At 64.4% G+C, this 26,301-nt stretch carries 28 protein-coding genes; 9 read left to right on the forward strand and 19 right to left on the reverse strand.

Annotation, left to right across the window (positions count from 1 at the left end; translation table 11 throughout):
* Position 1: 1 nt before the first annotated feature.
* From ribD to glyA, 3 genes are all read right to left on the reverse strand, one after another.
* Positions 2-1,171: a bifunctional diaminohydroxyphosphoribosylaminopyrimidine deaminase/5-amino-6-(5-phosphoribosylamino)uracil reductase RibD gene (gene ribD / locus DY468_RS00495; protein ID WP_164601342.1), complete on the reverse strand. Its 1,170-nt coding sequence runs from the start codon at positions 1,169-1,171 to the stop codon at positions 2-4.
* The gene (gene nrdR / locus DY468_RS00500; RefSeq protein WP_164601344.1) at positions 1,168-1,650 is read right to left on the reverse strand and encodes a transcriptional regulator NrdR; all 483 of its coding nucleotides are present in this window, start codon (positions 1,648-1,650) and stop codon (positions 1,168-1,170) included. Before nrdR ends, ribD begins: the two co-directional genes overlap by 4 nt.
* 141 nt (positions 1,651-1,791) lie before the next feature.
* Positions 1,792-3,090 (reverse strand): serine hydroxymethyltransferase, encoded by a 1,299-nt coding sequence (gene glyA, locus DY468_RS00505; protein ID WP_164601345.1) that lies wholly within the window; start codon positions 3,088-3,090, stop codon positions 1,792-1,794.
* A gap of 432 nt (positions 3,091-3,522) precedes the next feature.
* Between glyA and DY468_RS00510 the strand changes: the two genes are divergently transcribed.
* Positions 3,523-4,083, forward strand: coding sequence for a hypothetical protein (locus DY468_RS00510; RefSeq protein ID WP_164601347.1), 561 nt, complete (start codon positions 3,523-3,525; stop codon positions 4,081-4,083).
* A gap of 214 nt (positions 4,084-4,297) precedes the next feature.
* Positions 4,298-4,921, forward strand: a complete 624-nt coding sequence (locus DY468_RS00515) for an NUDIX hydrolase (protein WP_164601349.1) — start codon at positions 4,298-4,300, stop codon at positions 4,919-4,921.
* A 223-nt stretch (positions 4,922-5,144) separates the two neighbouring features.
* Here the strand turns inward: DY468_RS00515 and DY468_RS00520 are convergent, their stop codons facing one another.
* The gene (locus tag DY468_RS00520) at positions 5,145-5,351 is read right to left on the reverse strand and encodes a hypothetical protein (RefSeq protein ID WP_164601462.1); all 207 of its coding nucleotides are present in this window, start codon (positions 5,349-5,351) and stop codon (positions 5,145-5,147) included.
* A gap of 273 nt (positions 5,352-5,624) precedes the next feature.
* On the opposite strand from DY468_RS00520, the gene yghU reads away from it, so the two are divergent.
* Positions 5,625-6,503, forward strand: a complete 879-nt coding sequence (gene yghU / locus DY468_RS00525) for a glutathione-dependent disulfide-bond oxidoreductase (RefSeq protein WP_164601351.1) — start codon at positions 5,625-5,627, stop codon at positions 6,501-6,503.
* 177 nt (positions 6,504-6,680) lie between these two features.
* Here yghU and DY468_RS00530 read toward each other — a convergent pair whose 3' ends face one another.
* The 7 genes from DY468_RS00530 to DY468_RS00560 all read right to left on the reverse strand — a co-directional run bounded on the left by DY468_RS00530 (position 6,681) and on the right by DY468_RS00560 (position 11,361).
* Positions 6,681-7,082, reverse strand: coding sequence for a group III truncated hemoglobin (locus DY468_RS00530; protein WP_164601353.1), 402 nt, complete (start codon positions 7,080-7,082; stop codon positions 6,681-6,683).
* A 47-nt stretch (positions 7,083-7,129) separates the two neighbouring features.
* Complete coding sequence (locus tag DY468_RS00535) at positions 7,130-7,642, reverse strand: DUF4142 domain-containing protein (protein WP_246700835.1); 513 nt, start codon at positions 7,640-7,642, stop codon at positions 7,130-7,132.
* 69 nt (positions 7,643-7,711) lie between these two features.
* The gene (locus DY468_RS00540) at positions 7,712-7,927 is read right to left on the reverse strand and encodes a hypothetical protein (protein ID WP_164601357.1); all 216 of its coding nucleotides are present in this window, start codon (positions 7,925-7,927) and stop codon (positions 7,712-7,714) included.
* A gap of 15 nt (positions 7,928-7,942) precedes the next feature.
* Positions 7,943-8,170: a hypothetical protein gene (locus DY468_RS00545; RefSeq protein WP_164601359.1), complete on the reverse strand. Its 228-nt coding sequence runs from the start codon at positions 8,168-8,170 to the stop codon at positions 7,943-7,945.
* A gap of 214 nt (positions 8,171-8,384) precedes the next feature.
* On the reverse strand, positions 8,385-8,900 hold the full coding sequence (gene ldtR, locus DY468_RS00550) for a transcriptional regulator LdtR (protein ID WP_164601360.1): 516 nt from the start codon (positions 8,898-8,900) through the stop codon (positions 8,385-8,387).
* Between the two features lie 353 nt (positions 8,901-9,253).
* A complete protein-coding gene (locus DY468_RS00555; RefSeq protein WP_164601362.1) occupies positions 9,254-10,819 on the reverse strand; it encodes an AMP-binding protein in 1,566 nt (521 codons plus the stop codon).
* A gap of 77 nt (positions 10,820-10,896) precedes the next feature.
* On the reverse strand, positions 10,897-11,361 hold the full coding sequence (locus DY468_RS00560; protein ID WP_164601364.1) for a DUF6163 family protein: 465 nt from the start codon (positions 11,359-11,361) through the stop codon (positions 10,897-10,899).
* Positions 11,362-11,555: 194 nt separating this feature from the next.
* On the opposite strand from DY468_RS00560, the gene hemB reads away from it, so the two are divergent.
* The 3 genes from hemB to DY468_RS00575 all read left to right on the forward strand — a co-directional run bounded on the left by hemB (position 11,556) and on the right by DY468_RS00575 (position 14,147).
* Positions 11,556-12,608 carry a porphobilinogen synthase gene (hemB, locus tag DY468_RS00565; protein WP_164601366.1) on the forward strand — a complete coding sequence of 351 codons (1,053 nt, stop codon included), beginning with the start codon at positions 11,556-11,558 and terminating at the stop codon, positions 12,606-12,608.
* 166 nt (positions 12,609-12,774) lie between these two features.
* Positions 12,775-13,302: an RDD family protein gene (locus tag DY468_RS00570; protein WP_164601368.1), complete on the forward strand. Its 528-nt coding sequence runs from the start codon at positions 12,775-12,777 to the stop codon at positions 13,300-13,302.
* 68 nt (positions 13,303-13,370) lie between these two features.
* Entirely contained in the window at positions 13,371-14,147 is a 777-nt protein-coding gene (locus DY468_RS00575) for an arginyltransferase (protein WP_164601369.1), read from the forward strand.
* Positions 14,148-14,238: 91 nt separating this feature from the next.
* Here DY468_RS00575 and DY468_RS00580 read toward each other — a convergent pair whose 3' ends face one another.
* From DY468_RS00580 to DY468_RS00590, 3 genes are read right to left on the reverse strand one after another with little or no spacing between them, the layout of a single operon-like run.
* Positions 14,239-15,141 (reverse strand): efflux RND transporter periplasmic adaptor subunit, encoded by a 903-nt coding sequence (locus DY468_RS00580; RefSeq protein WP_164601371.1) that lies wholly within the window; start codon positions 15,139-15,141, stop codon positions 14,239-14,241.
* Positions 15,138-15,353 (reverse strand): DUF1656 domain-containing protein, encoded by a 216-nt coding sequence (locus DY468_RS00585; protein ID WP_164601373.1) that lies wholly within the window; start codon positions 15,351-15,353, stop codon positions 15,138-15,140. The genes DY468_RS00580 and DY468_RS00585 overlap by 4 nt, the downstream gene beginning before the upstream one ends.
* Complete coding sequence (locus DY468_RS00590; protein WP_164601375.1) at positions 15,343-17,460, reverse strand: FUSC family protein; 2,118 nt, start codon at positions 17,458-17,460, stop codon at positions 15,343-15,345. The genes DY468_RS00585 and DY468_RS00590 overlap by 11 nt, the downstream gene beginning before the upstream one ends.
* A 77-nt stretch (positions 17,461-17,537) precedes the next feature.
* Between DY468_RS00590 and DY468_RS00595 the strand changes: the two genes are divergently transcribed.
* Entirely contained in the window at positions 17,538-18,359 is an 822-nt protein-coding gene (locus tag DY468_RS00595) for an AraC family transcriptional regulator (protein ID WP_164601464.1), read from the forward strand.
* A gap of 60 nt (positions 18,360-18,419) precedes the next feature.
* Here the strand turns inward: DY468_RS00595 and DY468_RS00600 are convergent, their stop codons facing one another.
* Complete coding sequence (locus DY468_RS00600; protein ID WP_164601377.1) at positions 18,420-19,793, reverse strand: Nramp family divalent metal transporter; 1,374 nt, start codon at positions 19,791-19,793, stop codon at positions 18,420-18,422.
* A gap of 279 nt (positions 19,794-20,072) precedes the next feature.
* Between DY468_RS00600 and DY468_RS00605 the strand changes: the two genes are divergently transcribed.
* A complete protein-coding gene (locus tag DY468_RS00605; RefSeq protein ID WP_415218597.1) occupies positions 20,073-20,246 on the forward strand; it encodes a hypothetical protein in 174 nt (57 codons plus the stop codon).
* Positions 20,247-20,257: 11 nt separating this feature from the next.
* On the opposite strand, the gene DY468_RS00610 is transcribed toward DY468_RS00605, so the two are convergent.
* The 3 genes from DY468_RS00610 to DY468_RS00620 all read right to left on the reverse strand — a co-directional run bounded on the left by DY468_RS00610 (position 20,258) and on the right by DY468_RS00620 (position 24,441).
* Positions 20,258-21,688 (reverse strand): sodium:proton antiporter, encoded by a 1,431-nt coding sequence (locus DY468_RS00610; RefSeq protein ID WP_164601381.1) that lies wholly within the window; start codon positions 21,686-21,688, stop codon positions 20,258-20,260.
* Positions 21,689-21,774: 86 nt separating this feature from the next.
* A complete protein-coding gene (parC, locus tag DY468_RS00615) occupies positions 21,775-24,036 on the reverse strand; it encodes a DNA topoisomerase IV subunit A (protein ID WP_164601382.1) in 2,262 nt (753 codons plus the stop codon).
* A 9-nt stretch (positions 24,037-24,045) separates the two neighbouring features.
* Entirely contained in the window at positions 24,046-24,441 is a 396-nt protein-coding gene (locus tag DY468_RS00620; RefSeq protein ID WP_415218600.1) for a winged helix-turn-helix transcriptional regulator, read from the reverse strand.
* 200 nt (positions 24,442-24,641) lie between these two features.
* Between DY468_RS00620 and DY468_RS00625 the strand changes: the two genes are divergently transcribed.
* Positions 24,642-25,511, forward strand: coding sequence for an SDR family oxidoreductase (locus tag DY468_RS00625; protein ID WP_164601386.1), 870 nt, complete (start codon positions 24,642-24,644; stop codon positions 25,509-25,511).
* 34 nt (positions 25,512-25,545) lie between these two features.
* On the opposite strand, the gene recO is transcribed toward DY468_RS00625, so the two are convergent.
* Positions 25,546-26,295, reverse strand: coding sequence for a DNA repair protein RecO (gene recO, locus DY468_RS00630; RefSeq protein ID WP_164601388.1), 750 nt, complete (start codon positions 26,293-26,295; stop codon positions 25,546-25,548).
* Positions 26,296-26,301 lie beyond the last annotated feature (6 nt).

Here is a 26,301-nt window from a genome sequence, read left to right on the forward strand (position 1 = left end):
TCTAGTTCGAATCGTAAATGGTGAGCCTATCCGCGCCGACGCGGTCTGTGCTGCGAACGCGCCAATGCGGGGAATCGGTGATCGCGGTCAGCGCCTGGCCGTCCAGTGCGTCGACACCGTCGGCGCCGATCGGCGTCTGGCTGTGCCACAGCCAGATCTCGTCGGCGAGCCGCCGATTGACGAACGCCGCGGCGACGCGGGCGCCGCCTTCGACCAAAAGGCGCGTCACGCCCTTGTCCGATAGCGCGCGCAGCACCGCCGGCAGATCGAGGCCCGGCGCGTCGGCGCAATCGGCGACGTGGACCACCTCGGCACCGGCCGCGCCGAGCCGCGCGGCGGTCGCGGCTTCGGCGATCTCGGAGGCCATCAGCCACAGCGGCGTGGTTCGCGCCGAATGCACGAGCTTGCTGGTGGTGGGAATCCGCAACGACCGGTCGAGCACCACCCGGATCGGCGATTGCGCCGCCATCCCCGGCAGCCGGCAGGTCAGCGCCGGATCGTCGGCCAGCACGGTGCCGATCCCGACCAGCACCGCATCGGAGCGGGCGCGCAGCAGATGCGTCCGCGCGTTGGCAGCCTCTCCGGTGATCGCGACCGGCTTGTGGCCGGCGGCGGCGATCTTGCCGTCGGCCGAGACCGCCAGCTTCAGCGTGACGTGCGGACGGTGGTCGCGGATGCGATGGAGGTGGCCGGCATGGTCGCGCGCTGCCTCCTCGGCACACAGCCCGGTCTCCACCGCGATGCCGGACGCGCGCAGCCGGGCATGTCCCTGGCCGCCGACCAGCGGATTGGGGTCTTCGATCGCCGACACAACGCGTGCGACTCCGGCCGCGATGATCGCATCGGCGCACGGCGGCGAACGGCCATGATGCGAGCACGGCTCCAGCGTCACGTAGAGCGTGGCGCCGCGCGCCGCATCGCCGGCGCGCCGCAACGCTTCGACCTCGGCATGGGGGCGGCCGCCGTCCTGAGTCCAGCCGCGGCCGACGATGATGCCGTCCTTGACCAGCACCGCGCCGACGGCCGGATTCGTGCCGGTCCGCCCCTGCCCGCGCCGGCCGAGCGCCAGCGCCAGTTGCATGAAGCGGCGATCGGAGGACTCACCGGCCTTGGCCGCCTTCTCGGCAGCGAGCTTCTGGCCGACCTGCTCCTCCAGGATGCGGAAGATCATTTGCGGACCAAGGTCGCTTTCGCCTCGTCCTCGTGAGACAGCTCGCCAAGTACTGCCTCGAAGTCCTTGGCCTCGCGAAAATTGCGATACACCGAGGCGAACCGGACATAGGCGACGTCGTCGAGCTTGCGCAGGTGATCCATCACGCTCTCGCCGATCGCCTCAGACGAAACCTCGGCCTCGCCGCCGCTTTCCAGCTCGCGCACGATGGTCGACACCATCTGCTCGACCCGCTCCGGATCGACCGGCCGCTTGCGCAAACTGATCTGCACCGAGCGGACCAGCTTGTCGCGGTCGAACGGCACCCGTCGACCGTTGCGCTTGATCACGATCAGCTCGCGAAGCTGCACCCGCTCGAAGGTGGTGAATCGGAAATTGCAGGCAATGCACACCCGCCGCCGCCGGATCACCGAGGAATCCTCAGTGGGCCGGCTATCCTTCACCTGGGTATCGAGGCTGTTGCAGTTCGGGCAGCGCATCGCTCGTTCCCTACGTCATTACCGGGCCTGACCCGCCTGCGGGATTGAAGCCCCTTCGGCGCGGCGAAGGCCCGGCAATCCATCATCTTGCGAAGAAGATCGATGCCCGGGTCAAGCCCGGGCATGACGGGCCGTTGGTCGTTACTGATAAATCGGGAAGCGGTCGGTCAATTCCTTGACCCGCTGCTTCACCGAGGCTTCCACCAGCGGGGCGCTGCCGCCTTCGGATTGCGCAATCGCGTTCAGTACTTCGGCGATGAAGTTACCAACCTGCTGGAACTCGGCGACGCCGAATCCGCGGGTGGTCGCCGCCGGGGTGCCGAGGCGCAGGCCCGAGGTCACGAACGGCTTCTCCGGGTCGAACGGGATCCCGTTCTTGTTGCAGGTGATGCCGGCGCGGACCAGCGCCTTCTCCGAGACGTTGCCCTTCAGCCCCTTCGGCCGCAGGTCGACAAGCATCAAATGGTTGTCGGTGCCGCCCGAGACCAGATCGAAGCCGGCGCCACGCAGCGTTTCCGCAAGTGCTTTGGCGTTTTCGACGACGTTCTTCGTGTAGACCTTGAAGTCGGGCTGCAGCGCTTCCTTGAACGCCACCGCCTTGGCGGCGATCACATGCATCAGCGGGCCGCCCTGCAGGCCGGGGAAGATCGCCGAGTTGAACTTCTTGGCCAGCGCCTCGTCATTGGTGAGAATCAGGCCGCCGCGCGGGCCGCGCAGCGACTTGTGGGTGGTGGTGGTGACGACATGGGCGTGCGGCACCGGCGAGGCATGGACGCCGCCCGCCACCAGGCCGGCGAAGTGCGCCATGTCGACCATGAAATACGCCCCGACGCTGTCGGCGATCTCGCGGAAGCGCTTGAAGTCCCAGGCGCGCGGATAGGCCGAGCCGCCGGCGATGATCAGCTTCGGCTTGGCCTCCTCGGCCAGCTTGGCGACCGCGTCCATGTCGATGATCTGGTCTTCGCGGCGCACGGTGTAATGTACCGGCTTGAACCACTTGCCGCTCATGTTGACCGGGGCGCCGTGGGTCAGATGGCCACCGGCGGCCAGATCGAGGCCCATGAAGGTGTCGCCCGGCTGCAGCAGAGCCAGGAACACAGCCTGGTTCATCTGGCTGCCGGAATTCGGCTGGACGTTGGCGAAGCCCGCGCCGAACAGCTTCTTGGCGCGCTCGATCGCCAGATTTTCGGCGACGTCGACGAATTCGCAGCCGCCGTAATAGCGGTTGCCCGGATAGCCTTCCGCGTACTTGTTGGTCATCACCGAGCCCTGCGCTTCCAGCACCGCGCGGCTGACGATGTTCTCTGAGGCGATCAGCTCGACCTCATGGCGCTGGCGGCCGAGTTCGCCGCGGATCGCAGCGGCGATCTCGGGATCGGCCTGCTCGAGCGAGGCGGAGAAGAAGCTGTCGGGCGCGGACGCGGGGTTTGCTGTGCTCATGGGAAAAGTCTCCACCGTCGCAGCCGGTTCATCGGGTGCGAGCGGTTACGGGATAGCGGTTCGGAAGCGGCGGCTGGGCCATAGCACATCCGCCCCCGCCGGCCAAGGACGCCGCCACATTTGCGGCCATGCGCCCCAGTCAGACCCAGATATGGTGGATGCGAGGAAGTTGCAGGAGGTCAATCCTCCTGGAACCCCTCCTTTTCTCCCGAACCGCCCACGCGGACACGTCCCCCCGGCAGGGAGGGAGCGGGTTGGGGCGGCGAATCCGTGAGCCGGCGTTCTCGTGAGCAGACCGAGCACCGCACTTTGCGTTTGACGGAATCTCAACAGGAGCGCACCCCGACGCAACCAACGCAGATGGCTCCCCGCCGAAACAAACACTTCCCGGCCCTCGCCTCCGCACAGCCTGCAGATTGCCCGAGCCGTCCAATGACGTTGATCGACAAATACGTGCCGTCATTCAGCTTCAACGAGCGCCACGCCGTCCTGGTCGATGCGCCGGCCGACAAGGTGCTGGCCGCGATTCTGACGTTCCGTCCGGAGGACGATCCGCTGTTCCGCGTGCTGATCACCTTGCGCGAACTGCCGATGCGCGCGAGGCGCTTGCTCGGTGGCAGCGAGACGTCGCCGAGGGTGTTCGGCATCGACGACTTCACCCTGCTCGAGCACGACGACCGCGAAGTGGTCTTCGGCCTGGTCGGGCAATTCTGGCGCCCCGATTTCGGTCTCGCCCGCATTCCTGACGGCGCTGCTTTCGCCGCGTTTCAGCGTGCCGGCTTCGTCAAGCTCGCGCTCAACTTCGCGCTCGCTCCGCAAAGCGACGGCCGCATTCGCCTGACGACCGAAACCCGCGCCTTCTGCCCCGATCGCCGCACCCGCCGGAAGCTGCTGCCCTACTGGTACGCGGTCCGTCCGTTCAGCGGCCTGCTCCGGCGCCGCATCCTGGCCGGTCTGAAACGTCGCAGTGAGGCTGCGAGAGTCAGCCACTAACGGGGCCATAACACCGCTGTTCGCATCAGCAAGGCTGATAGCCCGAATTGGTCAGCCGATGTCTATTGCTTTGCTCCAACGGGCTACCGTTGCAGACCAGTTGACCATTTCATGCCGCATGCGCGGAATACACCATCGGGCGAGCACAGAGCCTTTGTGAACTGACGACTGGTCCACGGCTGTGTGCACCGGCTGAACGGCACGGAGGGTTGCCATGGAAGACCGATGGCTCGCATGGGCGAAACAGCTTCAGGCAATTGCCTCGACAGGCCTGTCCTTCTGCAAGGACGAGTTTGATCAGGAGCGCTATGGCGAGATCGCACACATCGCCAACAGCATGATAGCTCAGCTGGGGACTGTGCCGATCGAGCGGATCGAAGGCCTCGTGTCGGACTTCGCCAAGGGCTACGCCACACCCAAAGTAGATGTCCGTGGGGCCGTGATCGAGAAAGACAAGATCCTTCTCGTTCGCGAGAGGAGCGACGGGTGCTGGACACTTCCGGGCGGCTTTGCCGATGTCGGTCGCTCCGCGGCAGAAAACGTCGTGAAGGAAATTTGGGAAGAGGCCGGAATCGCCGTTTCCGCACGAAGCCTCTACAGCGTCCGCCACAAGGCAAAGCAACCCTACGAGCCGGACGCGCGTGACTTCTATAAACTGTTCTTCATTTGCGAAAGAACAGATCTGACGGCTCCGTCAGCCCGCGGTGAAACAACCGACGTCGATTTTTTCCCGGCGGACCGCCTACCCAGACTCTCCCGCGGCCGCGTTGTCGAAAGCGATATCGAGGCTGCATTTGCGTTCCAGCGCGGCTCGTTGCGCACAACCATCTTTGATTGAGAATTGGCGATCATCGGAGCGCAGCAACGCGCAGGCTTACTCGTATCGATAGCGGTACGGCCACGCAAACGCTTAGCTCTAAGAAGAGACTTCGCCCTCCCCGCCGCAGCCACCGTCTGCGGGATCGATATCGCTCGCCGAGATGAATCTGCGACCTGAGCTCGGCGACTGGATCTCCGGCAAATTCCGGATGTCGTTGTGCTCATCCGGGCTACCGCTGGACTCACAACGTCTCCTGTTTCGCCCCGCATTCCTTGCAAGTGTAGGCAACCCGGCTGACGCCCTTTGGTGCCTTCACCTTGTTCGGCGCGCCGCATTTGCCGCAGGTGGCCATGATCACGGTATCGCCCTGCTTCACCGTGACGTTGCGGGTCGCCATCGCCTCGCGCATCAGCCGTTCGGCCTCTTCGCGCATCGCCTTCTTGTCCATGTCGTCCATCGTCCGTTGTGTCGTTGCCCCGCGTTGTAGCGCAGCACGATGACGGCGGCCGCATCAAATCCGCAGCGCCGGACGAAAATCAGTTGACAGCGGCGTTGCGCACCGCGCCTTCGCCTCGGCACTCGTCCGGCGACGCCTGCAGAGGTCACAGCCGCTTGCAGGGGCTCACCTCGCCGCCTCACAGCCTCTTGCATTGGGCGCCCGCCTCGCCAATCTCTGTGGTCCCACCCAACGATAATCCGAACCACAAGACGGAGCCCTTGCATGACCGACGCCCCCTACACGCCGCCATCCGTCTGGACCTGGGACAAGGAGAATGGCGGTAAATTCGCGTCGATCAACCGCCCGATCGCCGGTCCGACCCACGACAAGGAGCTGCCGGTCGGCAAGCATCCGCTGCAGCTGTATTCGCTGGCGACCCCGAACGGCCAGAAGGTGACGATTCTGCTCGAGGAATTGCTCGCCGCAGGCCACACCGGCGCCGAATACGACGCCTGGCTGATCAAGATCGGCGACGGCGACCAATTCTCGTCGGGCTTCGTCGCGGTCAATCCGAATTCGAAGATCCCGGCGCTGCTCGACCGCTCGGTGAACCCGCCGCAGCGCGTGTTCGAATCCGGCTCGATCCTGCTCTACCTCGCCGAGAAGTTCGGCGAATTCATCCCGAAGGATCCGGCCGGCCGCACCGAATGCCTGAACTGGCTGTTCTGGCAGATGGGCTCAGCCCCGTATCTCGGCGGCGGCTTCGGCCATTTCTATGCCTATGCCCCAGAGAAGTGGGAGTACCCGATCAACCGCTTCGCCATGGAGGTGAAGCGGCAGATGGACGTACTCGACCGCCGGCTCGCGGAGACTGAGTATCTCGCCGGCAGCGAATACTCGATCGCCGATATCGCGGTGTGGCCGTGGTACGGCGGGCTGGCCAACGGCGTGTTGTATGGCGACAGCGCCACATTCCTGGATGTGGCGAGCTACAAGAACGTGCAGCGCTGGACCAAGGCGATCGGCGCCCGCCCCGCGGTGAAGCGCGGCCGTATCGTCAACCGCGTCAGCGGCGATCCGTCGACCCAGCTTCACGAACGCCATGACGCCGGCGACTTCGAGACGAAGACGCAGGACAAACTCGAGGCTGCAAAGTCGTAAGGGACGTCACCAAACGGACCGCGTGAGCGCCCTCTCCCTCCCATCATTCCGGGGCGCGCGTAGCGCGAACCCGGAATCCCGAGATTGGCCGGGCGAGCGTTTCCACAAGCTCCAGATTCCGGGTTCGCTCACTAACGTGAGCGCCCGGGAATGACGGGCTGGAAGGCCGCGCCCGAACTACACGCTGTGCCGAGGACTCGCGACTTTGCCTTGCGTCGTGGCGATGCCCATTTCAAAACTGTCGGCGATACGGCGGGCGCGGATGATGAATTCGGCCGCCAGTTCCGGGGCGAACAGCTCGGTCGCGGTCGCCTCGAACAGCTTCAGCCAGCGGTCGAAGTGTTCCGGTGCGAGATTGAGCACCAGATGCGGCCGCATCGGCCGCCCGCCGTAGCGTCCGGTCTTCAGCAGCATCGACGACCAGAAATCAGTGATCTGGGCGATGTGGTGATCCCAATCGTGGACCGCAGAAGCGAAAATCGGACCGATTACCTCATCGCTCCGCGCGCGGCCATAAAAGGTGCGCACCAGATGCGCGATCTGCTCGTCGGTGACGGCGTCCGAATGGGCAATGCTCATGGCTTCGATTTACGCCACGACGCTGCTGCGCTCAAGCGCAGCCGGTCTCAGCTTGGCTTGCCGACTTCGAGCGCTTCCAGATCGCGTTCGAACAGCGGCAGTTGTTCGGCGGTGAACCGCCGGATCTGATCGTTGTTGGGGTGCAGCAGATAGCGTCGCATCACGTCGATGGTGCTGCGGAACATGCCGATCTGCTTACGCCGGAAATCGCTGACGAAGCGCTGGCCCACTGCGCCGCGCAGTCCGGCGAGTTCGTTGCTGATCACCGCGTTGGGGCGAGTGGGAAAATCTATCGCCAGCAGCGTGAAGGTGTTGAGCTTGAACACTTCCTGGTCGCGTTCGCGGGCGAGCTGTGCTTGTGCGAAGGCAAACTGCCGCAACGCATCGTCGCCCCGCGAATCCGCGAGGCCCGCAACCTGAACCTGAAACATATTGAACTGATGGAGATAGCGCAAAACGTCGGCGCCGTTCGGCGGCCAGCCGAACGCCTGCTTGATGCCGATCCACTCGATCAACGAGTGCTTCTGCGGCGTCTCCGCGGTGGCAACGACGCCCGTCATGATGACAATTGCCGGCAAGACCGCAACAAATCCCGCGATCAGCCGCATCATCATCGATTCTCTGCCGTGCTACATCCCTGTGTAGCCAGCTTTCACTGGATCATTGCTGCCGTCAAGTTCCCGCAGATACACCAGACCGCAAACCGTGAGCCGATTGTCGTCGGTCTCCCCGGCTTCGACCAGCTTCCGAATGTAACGTTCCACCTTCGGCTTTGAATTTTCGGCTGCTTCCTTGTTGGTCAGCAGTCCATAGGTTTGGATGACGCGGTCGATAGCGCGCTGCATATTGTCCCCTTTTCGTCAGGCCGCGATCTTCGCGGACTCAAAGCTCGAGATCGCCTTGTTGGCGAGTCGGATCGGATTGGTTTCGCCGCGCTGAAACATTCTGACGATCGATTCCAGCAGCGCGTCGTGCGTCGCATCGGTGTCGGGAATCGAGCCGGTGCAGCGCAGATAGTTTGCCGCGATGTCGTAAGCCTTTCCGATCCGGTCCACGTTCATCACCCGAAGCCCTCGCTCGATCAGCATCGTTCTTCTCCAACGGCTTGCCGGGAGTTAAGCGTTTGCGGCGGCAATGGTTCCCTCCGGTTCCGGAATATTTGGCGGTGCAAAAACAAATCGGCCTCCCTTGTGGGGAGGCCGAGGACGACAGGTCTGGAGACTGACAGCGCGCGGGCCTGCTTCTTGCGAGCAGCGGCTCGGCGGAAGCCGGCCGGCGTTGGCGCGTATGTCTTACGCGGCCTTACAGCCGATACAGGATCTGGTCGGTCCAGAACCGCTCGAGGCGGTGCAGCGACTTGTTCAGCGTGGCGAACTCCTCGCTGGAGATGCCACCGACCTGTTCCACCGTCTTGACGTGCTTCTGATACAGCGCCTCGACGATGTGGCGGACTTCCTGGCCCTGCGGGGTCAGGCGGATCCGCACCGAGCGGCGATCGACGCGCGAGCGCTGATGATCGAGGAAGCCGAGCTCGACCAGCTTCTTCAGATTATACGACACGTTCGAACCGAGGTAGTAACCGCGAGTACGCAGCTCTCCGGCGGTCAATTCCTTGTCGCCGATGTTGTAGAGCAGCAGCGCCTGCACCGAGTTGATATCGGCGCGGCCGCGACGGTCGAACTCGTCCTTGATCACGTCGAGCAGCCGGCGGTGCAGCCGCTCCACCAAAGTGAGAGCTTCGAGGTAGAGCGGCTGGACCGGTGCGTTGGCTGCTGCGGGTGCGGTGGTCTCCGCCACCGTGGCGACTGCTTTGATCATGACACTTCCCCTGTCGTCTTTTTTGATCGACTTATTCGACGAAACTTCTGTCTCGTCTGATAGGTCCACCTTAAGGGGCCGCTTTGAACATCAGCTTAAATAAGACGATAAAGAGATCATGAATTTAAGACAGTGAATCGCGGATTAAGCCTGCAAATCAAGGGCTTTTTGCAACGTTTGATTCACGGATCGGCGCCGATTCAGGGCTTTCCGGCAAGGCCGTGTCGCATTTGAAGACAGCTTCGTTCGAATTTGAAAGATCTGCGTAACGGATCAGCCGCGCGGTGCGCGATCCGGTTAAGGTCTTCACAACCCTATCCGGACCGCGTTTCGATAAAATGCCGCGAGATTGTTTACGCGACGCCGCGGTTGCGGCCTTCCCAATATGGGGCACGCAGCACCTTGCGATCGATCTTGCCGAGCCCCGTGACCGGGATCTCTTCGACGAAATCGATCGACTTCGGCGACCATGGCGCGCCGCGCTTGTCTTTGACGTGCGCCTGCAGCTCGGCGGCATCGTTGTTGGCGCCCGGCTTCAGCACGACGAAGGCCTTGACCGCTTCGCCCCATTTGTCGTCGGGCACGCCGATCACGGCGGCCGATGCGACCGCATGATGCGCCATCAGCGCGTCCTCGACCTCGCGCGGGTAGATGTTGAAGCCGCCGGAGATGATCATGTCCTTGGTGCGGTCGACGATATAGAGATAGCCGTCGGCATCCTTCACCGCCACGTCGCCGGTGTGCAGCCAGCCGCCGCGGAACGCTTCCGCCGTCGCTTCGGGCCGCTTCCAATAGCCGTCCATCACCAGCGTACCGCGCACGCAGATTTCCCCGGGCTCGCCGGGGGCGACTTCGCGCATCTCGGAATCGAACAGCTTGACGTCGAGCAGCGGGCTGGGCCGGCCGCATGAGCCGAGCCGGCCAGGCTTGGTATCGTCGTGGTCGACCTTGCGCATCGTGGTGATGCACTGCGGCGCTTCGGTCTGGCCGTAGAGCTGCACGAAGACATTGCCGAAGATCTTGATGCCTTCGCGCAGACGATCCGGCGACATCGGGGCGGCGCCGTAGACGATCATGTCGAGCGACGACAGATCGTGACGCGCCCTCACCTGCGGTGCATCGATCAGCGCATAGATCAGCGTCGGCACCAGAAATACCGCGGTGATCTTGTCCTCGGCGATCACCCGGCAATACGACTCGACTTCGAAGCCCTGCACCAGCCGCGTGAAGCCGCCCCGCATCATCACCGGATACACGGTGACGCCGGCGGCGTGGCTGATCGGTGTCGCGGCCAGATAACGAATGTCGGAAGGCCAGTCCCAATCCGAATACAGGATCACCGCCATCGTGGTCAGCGCGCGATGTGGGATCATCACGCCCTTGGAGCGGCCCGTGGTGCCGCCGGTGTAAGCCAGCCACGCGATATCGGAGGTCGCACTGTCGTCGACCAGCGGGGCCGGCTGAACCGCTGCGAAGCCATCGAGCAGATCGCGGGCGCCGTTCACCGGTCCGAACGACAACTGATGCTTCAGGCCGGGCACGCGGGCGCGGATCGCCTCGCCGCGCGCGGCAAACTTGCCGCTCTCGACGATCAACGCGTCGATCTCGGCGTCCTCGATGATGAAGGCGTGGTCGTCCTCGGCCGCCATCGGGTGCAACGGCGTGTAGCGCACTCCCATCACGGTCGCGGCGCAGATCGCCGCCCATGACTCGGCGCGGTTCGACGACAGGATCGCCAGCGCGCTGCCTTTGGCGAGGCCGCAATCGCGAAACAGCGTGATGAAGCGGCCGATTGCGTCGCCGAGCTCGCGATAGCTCCAGCGAATGCTGCCGTCGGCGATCGCGGGCCGGTCGCCGTAGCGCGCGATCGCATTGAGGATCAGGCTGCCGCCTGTGCCGGCGGAATGAAGCTGCTCCATGGTGTCTCCCTCTCTTTTCATTATTGATTGTTGATATGGCGCCGCCTTGCGTGATGCGGCAGCGCTCGTCGCCCGCGCTATGGCGGCCGTTCGCGCGCCGCCATCCAGGCGAGCGCCAGATAGGCCGCCAGCAGCAGCGCTTCGCCGAGCACCACCAGCAGGCTGCCGCCGTAGATCGACGGGAACATCAGTTCGATCACCGCCATCGACACCACGGTCGTCAGCCACACGACGGCGCCCCACGGCGTTGCGAGCCACAGTCCGACCGCGGCGACCAGCTCGATCACGGCGAAATAGACGGTCGCGGTCTGCCAGGCCATGGTCTGGACTTCGAACGCGTCGTCTTCACCGCCGACAAAGCCGGTGATCTGTGCCCAATGGTAGAGTCCCTTGACGACCGACAGCACGGCCATCACCCGCAGAAACAGCACCAGGCGCCGGGTCCAGTCGTTGTCGTGGTTGTCCGGCCGCTCCGGCGAAATCGCCGCGACCGAAATCGCCTGATCTCGTGGCGGCTGTTCGCGTGATGGAAGTTCGGACATGCGGCTCGGCTACCGGAAGGGTGGTGGTGCGGTGCGGTCTGGGTGCGAGTCTTGGCCCGCCGGGCCAGCAAAATCAATCGGCTGTGATCGCGGCGGAACCTTTTGATTGCGCCAAATCAACAGTGCGGTGACGCGGGGGTGCCAAAATGCTACTTTCCATGAACACAGCAGAGCCTGCAGGGAGAGTTGGCACCATGGCGATCAAGTTCGGCCGTCCCATCGAGATTCGTGACCCCTCGACTCGGCCCGCCGCTCCCCCGCTCGATCTAACCATCCGTCCGCGCCGCAATCGCAAGACCGAATGGGCCCGCCGCCTGGTGCGCGAGAACGTTCTGACCACCGACGACCTGATCTGGCCGATGTTCGTGATCGACGGCACCAACCAGCGAGTTCAGGTGGCTTCAATGCCGGGCGTCGAGCGCCTCAGCGTCGACCAGATCGTCCGCGACGCCGAGCGCGCCGCCAAGCTCGACATCCCCTGCATCGCCCTGTTCCCGTTCACCGAACCGTCGCTCCGCGACGAGATCGGCACCGAAGCCTCCAATCCGGAGAACTTGATCTGCAAGACCGTGCGCGCGATCAAGAAGGAGTTCCCGCAGATCGGCGTGCTGTGCGACGTCGCGCTCGACCCCTACACCAGCCACGGTCATGACGGCCTGATCGAGGATGGCCGCATCCTCAACGACGAGACCGTCGCGGTGCTCGTGCAGCAGTCGCTGGTGCAGGCCGAGGCCGGCTGCGACGTGATCGCGCCGTCGGACATGATGGACGGCCGCATCGGCGCGATCCGCGAAGCGCTGGATGCCGCTGGCCATCTCGACGTCCAGATCATGGCCTATGCGGCCAAGTACGCGTCCGCCTTCTACGGCCCGTTCCGCGACGCGATCGGCTCGGCCAAGGCGCTGACCGGCGACAAGCGCACCTACCAGATGGATCCCGCCAACACCGACGAGGCGATCCGCGAGGTCGAGCTCGACCTCGCCGAAGGCGCCGACATGGTGATGGTCAAGCCCGGCATGCCGTATCTCGACATCGTCCGCCGCGTGAAGGACACCTTCGGGGTGCCGACCTTCGCCTATCAGGTGTCGGGCGAGTACGCGATGATCGCTGCGGCCGCCAACAACGGCTGGCTCGACGGCGACCGGGCGATGATGGAGAGCCTGCTCGCCTTCAAGCGCGCCGGCGCCAATGGCGTGCTCACCTACTTCGCCCCGGCGGCAGCCGAGAAACTGCGCCAGCAAGGCTGAGCCTGCGGCACTCTCCCGCCTCGCTCCGCCAGGGTGATTCGTCAGCTCTCTGGCGAAGCGATGGACAGCTTGTAATGTCGCGGCAGCCTTGCAAGGCCGCCGAACCGTCGCCATGTCGAGCCGGACGATCGCTCCGGTTCGGGAGCGTGCAACGGGGAGCAGGCTGATGGCTGACTATGGCGGGAGTGGCTGGCGCGGCGGCGAGGTTCGTGCCGCGGCGTTCGATCCCTGGCTCAATCCGGAACTGTTTCAGGGCGTGCTGACCAAGCGCGTGTTCGCGTTCCTGATCGATCTCGTCGTGCTCACCGTACCGGTCGTGGTGGTGACGGTGTTCATCGCGATGTTCGGTCTGGTGACGCTCGGCCTCGGCTGGACGCTGTTCTGGCTGGTGTCGCCAATGTCGGTGATTTGGGCACTGGTGTACTACGGCGCCTCGCTCGGCGGTCCGCACTCGGCGACGATCGGCATGCGGACCATGGGCCTCGAGCTGACCACCTGGACCGGCGAGCCCGGCTACTTCGTGCTGGGCGCGGCGCACGCGTTCCTGTTCTGGCTGTCGCTGTCGATGCTGACGCCGCTGGTGCTGCTGGTCGGACTGTTCAATGCGCGCCGCCGGCTGCTCCACGACATCGTGCTCGGAACTGTGATTATCAACAGCACCGTGCCCGCCTCTCAGCCGGCGCGATCCTACTAAGGGCGAAAGCGATTGACCGGAGGCGGACGTAAGGCGATGCTGGTCACGTTGGAGGCCGACGACCCGACGTGACCCAGCACTCGCGCGACACACCGCAATTCTACCTGACGGCCCCCTCGCCGTGCCCGTATCTGCCGGGCCGGCACGAGCGCAAGGTGTTCACCCATCTGGTCGGCAACAAGGCCGGCGAGCTGAACGATCTGCTGACCCATGGCGGCTTCCGCCGCAGCCAGTCGATCGCCTACCGCCCGGCCTGCGACCAGTGCCGCGCCTGTGTCTCGGTGCGGGTGATCGCCAACGAGTTCAAGCCGTCGCGCAACCAGCGCAAGCTGCTGGCCCGCAACGCCGACATCGTCGGCGAGCAGCGCAATCCGGTGCCGACTTCCGAGCAGTATTCGGTGTTCCGCGCCTATCTGGACCAGCGCCATCGTCACGGCGGCATGGCGGACATGACGGTGCTCGACTACGCGATGATGGTCGAGGACAGCCACGTCCAGACCCGGCTGATCGAGTATCGCAAGCGCACCCCGGACACCGGCGTGACCGGCCGCGGCGGCGAGCTGATCGCTGCGGCGCTGACCGACGTGCTCGGAGACGGGCTGTCGATGGTGTACTCATTCTACGAGCCGAACGAACAGCACCGTTCGCTCGGCACCTTCATGATCCTCGATCACATCGCCCGCGCCCGGCGACTCGGCCTGCCCTACGTCTATCTCGGCTATTGGATCGAAGGCTCCAAGAAGATGGACTATAAGGGCCGCTACCTTCCGCAGCAGCGGCTGGCGCCGAGCGGCTGGCTGCGCATCGACGCTTCCGGCGAGATGCAGCCCGAACCGCAGGACTAGATGCGGTCTCTCGACACGCTGGCGCTCGGTCCATCACGCCCTCTCCGCTCCACCAGGCGAGCCAATGGGGCCGCAGAAACGCGCGCCCGCATCATGACCGCTGCCCCGCATTCGCTTCGACCTCAGCGGGAATGATCTCGACCGTGGCCGTCATTCCCGCCGCCAGCTCGACGCCTGAAGGCACGCGATCGAGATGGATGCGGACCGGTATGCGCTGGGCTAGTCGCACCCAGGAGAACGTTGCCGCCACATTCGGCAACCCGAAACGACCGGGTGTTTCGTTGCTGTTCTCGATGCCTCGACCGATGCTCTCGACATGGCCAGCCACCGGCTGATCGAAACCCATCAGCTTGACCCGCGCCGGTGCCCCCACACGAATTTGCTGCAGCTTCGTCTCTTCGAAATAGCCGGTGATCCAGAAACTCGCTCCATCGAGGATCGCGACATTGGTGGTGCCGGCCGTCGCATAGTCGCCGGGCCGCAGCTTCAGATTGGTGACATAGCCATCGACGGGGGAGCGAATGACCGAGCGTGCAAGATTGAGTTTGGCCAGCTCGCGTGTCGCTATCGCTGCCTGATAGGCCGCAGTCGCCATGGCGGCTGCGCCGCTCGATTGCTGGAGCGCTTCCTGTGAGACCACATCGTTGAGTTTGAGTTGCTGCTTACGCTGGGCAGTGGCTTGCCGCACCAGCATATCCTGATACTTCGCTTCGACGTCAGCCTCTGCCAGCGCTACGGCCAGCCGAAGCCGCTCCGGATCGATCTCATAAAGAACGTCGCCACGTTTCACATACTGATTATCGGCGATCGGGACGGTGCGGATCGTTCCGGAGACTTCCGGCGCGATCTGCACCACATCCACGCTCACCCTTCCGTCGCGCGTCCAGGGCGTTCGTTCGTAATGGCTCCAAGCCTGGAGTGCGACGAATCCGGAAACAACGAAGACGCAGAGTGTCAGAGAATAGTGCCCGAGCAACGATACAAGCGATTTCACAACGGCAGTCCGATCACTGGCAGGTGCTGCATGAGCAGACCGCAAACGATGACAAAGATGGCGATTTCCGCGAGCGGCCGATAGGCGAACAGGCGGGAGACGCCGATCTCGCTGCAAACGCGCATCGTCGCTATCGTGGCGATCAACGCAACGAACGCAATCGCAACCAGACCGGGGATGAAGACGCCTCCGATATTCAAGTCAGCGAGCATGAGCGAGGTCTCCTTTTCTTGCTGCTCCACTTGCGCCGAGCGCGAAACGCAGATCGACCAGCAGATCGACGATCCGAGGCCGGCCTTTCAATGAGCTGTGCTCGATCATGACCATCAGCCGCTCGATGCGCGGATCGAGATCGATGAGGTCGGCTGACGTTGCCGGGCTCCCGCCGCGAAACGTCCCGGCAATCCCGGTCAGAAGGCTTTCTATTTCAGCGCGGGCCTCGCCTTTGACCTGCGGGATCATCTTGCGAAGCTGACCAGCGACATGGCCAATACGAAGCAGGCGGAGCGTATCGTCGAGGACGTCTGGATGGGCTTTCCCGGCCGCGCGCAGCCTCGGCAGCAGCAGCGCCGTCCGGTCGATCATCAGACTTGTCCAACGCGCCTCGTTCGGTGCGCCGCCAAGCGCGCGGCGGCCGACATCGCGCCGGCTGAGGTGAAGCAATCGTTTGATTGCAACGTCGACCGGTACGGTCTGGAAGATCGACATGCTGACCGCTCCAAATCCAACCGCAACGAAAAGCGCGATCGTCATATTGAGGGAGGCGGCGAAATCACCGGTGTAGCTGGTGCCCAACCCGGAAAGGATCGGAATTGTCAGAGTAATGCCCATCGCCATGAAGGCCGTTGGCACGCGCGCTTGGAGCGAGCCAGCGAACAGGAACGCCGGAGCAAGGACCGCGACAAGCACTGCAAAGCTGGTCACATGGGGAAGGATGACGAAGCTGTAGCAGAGGCTGATCAGCACGCCGAAGATCGAGCCGACGATGTACTTCACGACAAACGGCACAGGCGTGTCGACGTTTCCGAACAAGGTGCAGCATACGCCGAGAATCGAGACCGCCGTTTCGCCGTCCGGCCACGCCGACCATATCCAGAACGCGCAGCCACTGAGGATGCCGACCATCGCGCCGAGCGCTGCGCGGGCCGCCATCCATGGATCACGGTGATAGACGTACCCCTTTGCCAGCTCGGGGCCGTAGAGCGTCGCTGCTTTTCGTGTCCGGCTGGTCATGTTCCGACCGAGCTTGTCGCAGTCGTTCAGCAGGCCAATCATTTCCGCCAGATGGCCGGCAAGGTTGGCACCTACCCTATCGGCAGGCATCGTCGCGTCGGTGCCTAAATGTTTCTGAATCGATCGTGCACGCCCGATCAGTCGGGCAGCCTCCGCATGGCGACCAGCCGGCTCATCGACTGCGATCCAGCCCTCCACATCAGCGGCCAGTGCGCTGAGTTCAGCAAGATTCGCTGCGCGCGCGATGTCGAGAGAACGTACTCGCTCCTCGATCTCGGCCGTGAGCGGGAGAAGCCGAGCCAGCCGATCATGGATAAGCTGCAGTGTCTCGCGACGCGGCCTTGCAGATGCGGAATCGTATGGAAGATGTGTCGCCAGCCCCTGAAGCATCAGAAGGTCGACAGCAAGCTGTTCGCGCCGTTGGCGGTTCTGTTCCGACGATCCGGTCAGCGCGGCCTCCGCAAGCCGGCGAGCGTCCTGCAGCATGGCCGAAAGCTTGCCGGTGAACTGCCCCGTCATCGGCTTCGGCCAGACGTATCGATGGATCAAAACCGCGCAGAGAATGCCGATGCAGATCTCCTGGACACGCAGGGATGCGGTGTCGAAGGCGGCGCCGGGTTCGAGCACGCTCGGAAAGCCGATCAGGCTCGTCGTGTAGCCTGCAAGGACAAAAGCGTAGGCTCGTGGCGTGCGATCAAGCAGCGAGAGAAACAGGCAACGGCCGATCCAGCCGGCAAGGATCAGGCAGCACACGGCCGGATCGTTCACGAAATTCGGAACGATCGCGACGGTGGCGATTGCCCCGACGAACGTCCCGGCGAACCGATACACGCCGCGGCTGAGTGAGGCTCCCGCAGATGTCTGGGAGACGATGTAGACCGTCACGATGGCCCAAAACGGCTTGGGCAACCCGATCCGCAGCGAAATGTAATAGGCCAGCATCGCCGCGGCGAAACTCTTCGCCGAAAACAGGATCGCATCGGCGTCTTCCTTCCTGGCAGGCTGGCGGAGGAAGTTCGTCAGCGCCTGCCGCACTGCGGGGCAGGTCTGGGGCAAACGGGTCCGTCTCAACTGGATGTCGCTCATGACGCCAGTTGTGACCGATTTGCAGAAACGAATAAATTCGCTATTACGACATGAAATCCCTGAAAACGGCCATTCGCATGCCCATCGAATCTGTCGTTTCGGTTTTCGACCCCGACCTGACGCGTCTGCCTGCAGTCGCCCACAGGCTGCATTTCTCGGACCATGAGTCGGAAGTGCCGTTGCATGTGCACCGGAAGGGGCAGCTCATCCTGGCGCTGCGCGGAGCCGTCACCTGCACGGCAGGCAACGAGATCTGGATCGTCCCGCCCAATTGCGGGGTATGGATTCCTGGCGGCGTGCCTCACAGCGCCCGCGCGACCGCCAATGCCCAGCTCAACTACCTGTTCGTCGAGCCGGAAGCCGCGAACCTGCCCCGCTCCAGTTGCACGCTTGCGATTTCTCCGCTGATCCGAGAAATGGTCGAGCGTCTGGCCGATGAGCGCGCGGACTATCACGCAGACAGCCATGCGGCCCGAATGGCGCGCGTGCTGCTGGACGAACTCGCGGAGATGCCGCGAGAGCGGTTCAACCTGCCAATTTCCAGCCATCCGAAGATCCGGGCCATCGCCGACGCTCTGACGGCCGAGCCGTCCGACCGCAGAACCTTGAGCGATTGGGCAAAGACTGTCGCGATGAGTGAAAGATCGTTGGCGCGGCTGCTGATCCGCGAGACGGGACTGACGTTCGGACGCTGGCGCCAGCAGCTCCACCTCGTCGTCGCCCTCCGGGAGCTTGCGAGCGGTGAAGCGGTGCAGAATGTTGCGGCTGAACTCGGCTACGAGTCAGTGAATGCCTTCATCACCATGTTCAAGAAGGCGCTGGGAAGCACTCCCGCTCAGTACTTCGCGCAACGTCACCCGCCCGCCAAGGCGGGATCAAACGAGCCGAGCCGCGTTTGACAAGTGCCGGTCCTAGTCGTCGACCAGCGGCCCCCGGCGCGGGGACTTCAGGTCTACGCACTACCCGCCGGTCGCGTAGTCGAACACCAGCTTGATGTTCAGCACGACGATGATCGCGGCGATCACCGACGCGCTCGCGGTGAGCCAGCGCGGCGCGACGAACTCGCCCATCTTGGCGCGGCTGGCGGTGAACATCACCAGTGGCACGACGGCAAAGGGTAGCTGCAGGCTGAGCACCACCTGACTGAGAATCAGAAGCTGCCCGGTGCCCTTCTCGCCGGCAATGATCGTGACGACGACCGCGGGTACGATTGCGATCAGCCGCGTCACCATTCGCCGCAGCCACGGCTTGATCCGGATCTGGATGAAGCCTTCCATCACGATCTGGCCGGCGAGTGTCGCGGTGATCGTCGAGTTCAGGCCGCAGGCGAGCAGCGCGATGCCGAACAGCGTCGGCGCCAGCGTCGAGCCGAGCAGCGGCGCCAGGAAGGCGTGCGCCTGGTCGAGTTCGGCGACGTCGGTCTGGCCGGCGTGGTGGAAGGTCGCCGCCGCCAGGATCAAGATCGAAGCGTTGATGGTCAACGCGAAGGTCAGCGCGATCGTCGAGTCGAAGGTGGCGAGTTTGATCGCCTCGTGCTTCTCGGCTGGGCTGCGGCCGAAGCCGCGCGTCTGCACCAAGCCCGAGTGCAGGTAGAGATTGTGCGGCATCACCGTGGCGCCGAGGATACCGAGCGCCAGATACAGCATGCCGGGCTCGGTCAGCACGCGCGTGGTCGGCGCGAAGCCACGGATCACCGCGCCCCAATCCGGGTCGGCCATCGCGATCTGGATTGCGAAGCATGCCGCGATCACGCCGAGCAGCGCCACCACGAAGGCTTCGATCCAACGGAAGCCGAACGCCTGCAGCGCCAGCACCAGGAACACGTCGGCTGCGGTGATCAGCACGCCGATCTCGAGTGGAATCCCGAACAGCAGATTGAGCCCGATCGCGGTGCCGATGACCTCTGCGAGGTCGGTCGCGGTGATGGCGATCTCGGCCGACAGCCACAGCGGCCACGACACCCATTTGGGATAGGCGTCGCGGCAGGCTTGGGCGAGATCTCTGCCAGCCCCGACCCCGAGCCGTGTGCACAGCGATTGCAGCACCACGGCCATGATGTTGGAGACCAGCGCGACCGTGAGCAGCGCGTAGCCGTATTTCGATCCGCCGGCGAGCGAAGTCGCCCAGTTGCCGGGATCCATGTAGCCGACAGCGACCAGATAGCCCGGCCCCAGAAACGCGAGCAGCTTGCGCCAGAACGGACCCTTGGCGCGGACCGGGACCGAGCCGAACATGCCGGCCAGCGACGGCTCGCCCGGCGACAGACGCCACCCCGTGGTTTGCTCCGGTGTCGGCGCTGGATCTGGGGTCATCTGCGGCGTTTTTGCATCCATCGCATCATATTGCAGGCCCGCAGCGCTTCTTGCAAGTCATTTGCAATAGCAAGAAGGTAGCCAAGCACTGATCGATAACGATTTTTGCGGTCAAGGAGCCTCCAGCCGGCCGAGTCGCGGGCACTTGCTGAGACTGCCACAAAAGACGCCATTGGTCATTGATCAGGCTTCGTTTGGTACGCTGTGTTGCAGTCCAGCCCCACCACGCCGCCATTTCCCACTTGCGTTCGCCGGCAAATGGCGCAAAACGCCGCCATGTCAAACCAAGCGCCAGAACGGATGTCTTTCAGCGGCTTGCTGCATTGGGCCACAAAGCCTCCGCAAGCCTATCTCGTGTACGCGATCTGCGTCGTGCTGGTCGGAGGCGTGTCGTTTTACGTCGGCACCTTCAAGCCGAAGCACATCCCGGGGATGCCCCCTGCCCCGGCGGCCACCGCACCGCAAAGCAAATAGCCTGTCCTGCCTCAGTGAAGCTGAAGGTTCGGCACGATCGGCAGGAACGTCAGCAATAGGAACAACGGGATCAGCACCAGGCCGGCTCGAAGCGCGTAGCCGAAGAACCCCGGCATCTTGATGCCGCGCTCGGTGGCGATCGCATAGACCATGAAGTTCGGCGCGTTGCCGACATACGTCAGCGCACCCATGTAGACCGAGCCCATCGAAATCGCCGCCAGCGTGCCGGCGAGCGGCCCCATCAGTTCGGCAGGCCGGCCGCCGGCCAGTTCGAAGAACACGAGGTACGTCGGCGCATTGTCGAGCACCGCAGACAACAGCCCGGTGAACCAGAAGTAAGGCACTTCGCGCGGGGTGCCGTTACTGGCCGTCACCGCTTCGAGCAGCGGCGCGAACAGGCCGCTCTTGCCCGCATGCAGCATCGCCAGCACCGGAATGATGGCGACGAAGATGCCGGCGAACAGCTTCGCAACCTCGCGGATCGGCTCCCAGGTGAAGCCGTTGGCGGCGCGATGCTCGTCCGCCGTCCACCACAGCGACAGCAGCGCCAGCACCACCAGCATCGCGTCCCGCACCAGATTCTGCAGCGCGACCTTGGTGCCGTAAACGTCGAACTCGATGCCGGGGCGCCACTGCGCGCAGGCCAGAATGGTGGCGATAATGCCGGCGATCAGCAGGAAATTGATGCCGCCGCGAAATCCGATCGGCGCCTCGGCGGTTTTGGCCGGCGCATCATGCCGCGCGTACCAGCGATCGAGCAGATAGAACACCACCAGCAGCAAGCCGGCGACTATCAGAGTCTGCTGCCACAAATGCTGCACCGGCCAGAAGAAATCGATGCCGCGCAAAAAGCCGACGAACAGCGGCGGATCGCCGAGCGGTGACAGCGCGCCGCCGATATTGGCCACCAGGATGATGAAGAACACCACGACGTGGACATTGTGCTGCCGGCCCGCATTGGCCCGGATCAGCGGCCGGATCAGGATCATCGCGGCGCCGGTTGTGCCGATCAGACTTGCGCAGGCGGTGCCGACCGCGAGCATGCCGGTGTTGATCAATGGTGTCGCACGGATCGTGCCGGTGACCAGGATGCCGCCCGACACTGTGAACAATGCGAACAGCAGCACGATGAAGCTGAGATACTCGGCGAGCAGCGCGTGGATCAGCGAGGCCAGCGCGGCCTCCCAGCCATAAACGATGGTGATCGGCGCCAACGCCAGCACGCCCCATAAAGCGGCGATCTTGCCGTAGTGAGCGTGCCAGACTTTTGGGAAAAGCAGGGGCCCGAGGGCGATCGAAAGCAGAATACCGGCGAACGGGACGCCCCAGGCCCAACCGAGCGCCGCACCATCAAGCTCCGCCGCCTGAGCTGGACCGGGCAGCATCGCGACGAGCAACAGCGGGAGCAGGACAAGAAATCGGCGGGAACAGCGTGCGATCATCCCATCCACTTCAAGGCGATTGCAGAGCGAGACGCAAAGCTAAATGGATGGCCTGCCTGCGACATAACGCGCAGGCAGGCGCGACCTCAGACTATGCCGCGTCCGAACTTGTTCGACTTCGGGAAGCCCTTCGGCGGCAGCCGGCCGGCGTCGGCGCGGTTGCCGCGCCATTCGGCCAGTTCCTTCATCGTCGCGCTGAACTCGCGGCCGGCGGAATCGCGCCAACCGAGACCCTGCTTCGACGAGAAGGTGGCGATATCGGACAGGCCGCCGTCCTTGTACTTCTGCAGCCGCACGCCGCGGCCGCGGGTCATCTCCGGCACCTGATCGAGCGGGAAGATCACCATCTTGCGGTTGTCGCCGATCACCGCGACGCTGTCGTCGCCCTCGCTGACAACGGTCAGCGCGCGTGCCTCGTTGGGGACGTCGACGTTGAGGATCTGCTTGCCCTTGCGGGTCGAGCCGACGCACTCGTCCTCATTCACCACGAAGCCCTGCCCGTCGTGACTGGCGATCAGGAACTTGCGGCCGCCGGCGTGCACGAACACCGTGACGATCGCGGCGTCCTGCTCCATGTCGATGAACATGCGGATCGGCTCGCCGTGACCGCGGCCGCCGGGCAGCTTGGCGACATCGAGCGCATAGAACCGGCCGTTGGTTGCAAGCAGCAGCAGCTTCGACGTCGTCTCGGCGAAGAACGACTGGCCGAGCTTGTCGTCCTGCTTGAAGTTCAGGCCCGACAGATCCTCGACGTGGCCCTTCAGGGTGCGCACCCAGCCCTTGTCGGAGATCACCACCGTCACCGGCTCGCGCTCGACGAAGGCCTCTTCGATCGCAGCGAGATCGTGCTCCGGCGCGTCGGCGAACTGGGTGCGGCGCTTGCCGAGCGGCGTCTTCGGACCGAACATTTCGCGGACCTTGCGGACCTGCTCGCCGACCTTGGCCCACTGCTCGGTCTCGGATTTCAGGATCGCATTGATGCCCTTCAGCTCCGCACGGAGGTTCTTGTCCTCGGTGCGGATCTCCATCTCCTCGAGCTTGCGCAAGCTGCGCAGCCGCATGTTGAGAATGGCCTCGGCCTGGATCTCGGTGAGATTGAACGTCTTCATCAGCACCGGCTTGGGCTCGTCCTCGGTGCGGATGATCCTGATCACCTCGTCGATGTTCAGGTAGGCGATCAGATAGCCGCCGAGCACTTCGAGCCGGTGCTCGATCTGCGTTTTGCGATGATTGGAGCGGCGCAGCAGCACGTCGCGCAGATGATCGAGCCATTCGCGCAAGGCTTCGGCGAGGCCGAGCACCTTCGGAATCCGGCCGCCGACCAGAACGTTGAGGTTGAGCGGAATCCGGCTCTCCAGCTCGGTCAGCCGGAACAGCGACTCCATCATCAGCGCCGGATCGACGCCGCGGGACTTCGGCTCGATGACGATGCGCACGTCCTCGGCGGATTCATCGCGGATGTCGCCGACCAGCGGCAGCTTCTTCTCGTTCAGCAGCTCGGCGATCTTCTCGATCAGCCGCGACTTCTGCACCAGCCACGGAATCTCGGTGACGACCACGCTCCAGGTGCCGCGGGCCCCCTCTTCCTGGGCCCACTTGGCGCGGGTGCGGAACGCGCCGCGGCCCGTGGTGTAGGCCTCGGCGATGCTCTCCTTGGAGTCGATGATGATGCCGCCGGTCGGAAAGTCCGGCCCCTTCACGAAGCGCAGCAGCGCTTTCGACTTGGCGTCGGGCTTCTCGATCAGATGCAGTGCGGCGTCGCACAGTTCGGCGGCGTTGTGCGGCGGGATCGCGGTCGCCATGCCCACGGCGATGCCCTGCGCGCCGTTGGCGAGCAGGTTCGGGAAGCCGCCGGGCAGTACCACGGGCTCCTTGGCCTGGCCGTCGTAGTTCGGCCGGAACGCGACGCCGTCCTCGTCGATGCCATCGAGCAGCAGCCGCGCGACGTCGGTCATGCGCGCTTCGGTGTAGCGATAAGCCGCTGGATTATCGCCGTCGATGTTGCCGAAATTGCCCTGGCCGTCGACCAGCGGATAGCGCGACGAGAAGTCCTGCGCGAGGCGGACCAGCGCGTCGTAGATCGACTGGTCGCCGTGCGGATGGAACGAACCCATCACGTCGCCGACAATCTTGGCGGACTTCTTGAACGGCGTGCCGGGGTCGAGCCGCAGCAGCCGCATACCGTACAGGATGCGGCGATGCACAGGCTTCAGGCCGTCGCGTGCGTCCGGCAGCGCGCGATGCATGATGGTCGACAGCGCGTAAGCGAGATAGCGCTCTTCCAGCGCCTCGCGAAGCTGGACCTCGTGAATCTCGGCCGGCTCTGGCGGAATCAATCGTTTTCCCATGGCGTGGGGTTATCCCCGGACCGGGAGCGGAGCAAGCGCCGGCGGGCGTTCTACCCTTGCGGTTTCGCCTGGAACCGGCGCCGAGCCGCCTTCTGCTGCCGTGTCGAACCGGAGCCGAGCCCGCACAATCTCGGGAAAGTGCTGCTCGGCCCAGCCGACCAGCGCCGTGAGCGGTCCGAGCACGGACTCGCCGGTGGCGGACAGGCGGTATTCGACGCTGGGCGGCTTGGTCGGAAATACCTGGCGCGCGACCAGCCCATCGCGCTCCAAGTCGCGCAGCGTCTGGGTCAGCATCCGCTTTGAAATGTCTGGAACATCGCGCAACAGCGCATTGAATCGCATTGGCTTTTCGGCCAGCGCAATCAGCAGCAGCGTGCTCCATTTGCTTCCCAGATGGTCGAGCACGTTGCGCACCGGGCAGCGCGAGGCATCGAACCCCTGTTCTCGCCAGGCAGCGTAGCGGTCGGTCAGGGTCGCGCGATGCGTTGCGACCGTCAGGTTCTCTCCAGGTGACCTTGTCACAAAAAACTGCCTCCTTACGGGCCGGCGATTAGGTCTCCATTATAGACCTACTCTCAAATCATAACCAGCCCAGGAACTCTCCGATGTCCTCTTCACGTTTTCTCGTCACCGGTGCCAGCGGCCAGCTCGGCCGCCTCGTGCTCGACGGTCTCCTCAAGTCGGTGTCAGCCGCCCAGATCGGGGTGCTGGTCCGCAGCGATAAGGCGGCGGCCGAGTTCGCCGCCCGCGGTCTCCATGTTCACATCGGCGACTACGGCCGGCCCGAGACCCTGGCTGCAGCGTTCGCCGGAGTCGACCGAGCGCTGCTGATCTCGTCGAGCGAAATCGGCCAGCGCGCCACACAGCACCGCAACGCGATCGAAGCGGCGCGTGCCTCCGGGGTGTCGCTGCTCGCTTATACCAGCCTGCTCCACGCCGACCGCTCGCCGCTCGGCCTCGCCAAGGAACACCTTCAGACCGAAAGCGCGCTGCGGGAGCTGGGCGTACCGCACGTCGTGCTGCGCAACGGCTGGTACAGCGAGAACTACACAGCCTCGATTCCGGCCGCACTGGCGCACGGCGCCCTGCTCGGCAGCGGCGGCGACGGGCGGATCGCCTCCGCTGCGCGGGCCGATTACGCCGACGCCGCGGTCCGTGTGCTCACGGCGGAACAGCCACAAGCCGGCCACATCTACGAACTCGCCGGCGATGATTCGTACTCACTCGCGGAGTTCGCTGCCGAGCTGTCTCGACAGTCCGGCAAGGCGGTCGCATATCGCGATCTGCCGCAGGCGGAGTACCAGGCTGCGTTGATCGCGGCCGGCCTGCCCGAACCGTTCGCCGCGCTGCTGGCGGATTCAGACGCCGGCGCCGCCAAAGGCGCGCTGTTCGACGAAAGCCGCGCCTTGAGCCGCCTGATCGGCCGCCCGACCACGCCGATCGCAACGACTATCGCGGCGGCACTGAAAGCCTGATTGGCGGTCGAGGAGCGCGCCCGCCGATGGCCGGCTACGTCTCGGCCGGCCGCAGCGCGCGCGTCACCGCATTGATGAACCCCGCGCGGGCATCGGAATGCCCCTGCCCGCGCGGCTCCAGCACGTTACGCAATAGAAATCGGCCGGTCAGCGCGAAGCCGTCGAACAGATCCTGCCCGGACCAGCCATTGCCGCTCTCGGCCTCGTCGTCGCGCAGGAACGACGGCAGTCGCAACAGCCGGTCGCGCCACGGCTCGCCGGCGCTGCGTGAGACCGCGCTGCCCGACTTTGGCGAGACGTAAATCAGTTCGGTGGTGGCGCCGGTCGCGGCGCAGGCGGACAGGTCGAGCCCAAATCCGAGCTCGGCCAAAATGGCGAGTTCGAACCGGATCAGATGCGCCGCCGCAATCCCGAGATCGTCGAAATCGTCCAGGGTGAGGATCAGCCGCTGGTAGATCTCTTCGTGCGGATCGCGCTCCGGCAGCAGCCGGGCCAGCGACGCCAGATGGGTGACGCCGTACACCGCAAACGACGACGCCAGCAGCGTCGCAGCGCGCATCTTGGTGGCTTCCAACTGATAGTAGCCGAGATGCTCGTCGAGCCGCGCCCGCCACGACGCCAATACGCTGTTGCCGGGCTGCAGCAGCGGCCGCATCCGCGCCGAGGCCGCGCCGCGGACCATACCAAGATGCCGGCCATGGCCGCGGGTCAGCAGTTCGACGATGGCGCCGGCCTCGCCGTGCCGTCGCACTCCGAGAATGATGCCCTCGTCGCTCCATTCCATCGAACG

The sequence above is a fragment of the Rhodopseudomonas sp. BR0M22 genome (assembly GCF_010907035.1).
Lineage (GTDB): Bacteria > Pseudomonadota > Alphaproteobacteria > Rhizobiales > Xanthobacteraceae > Rhodopseudomonas.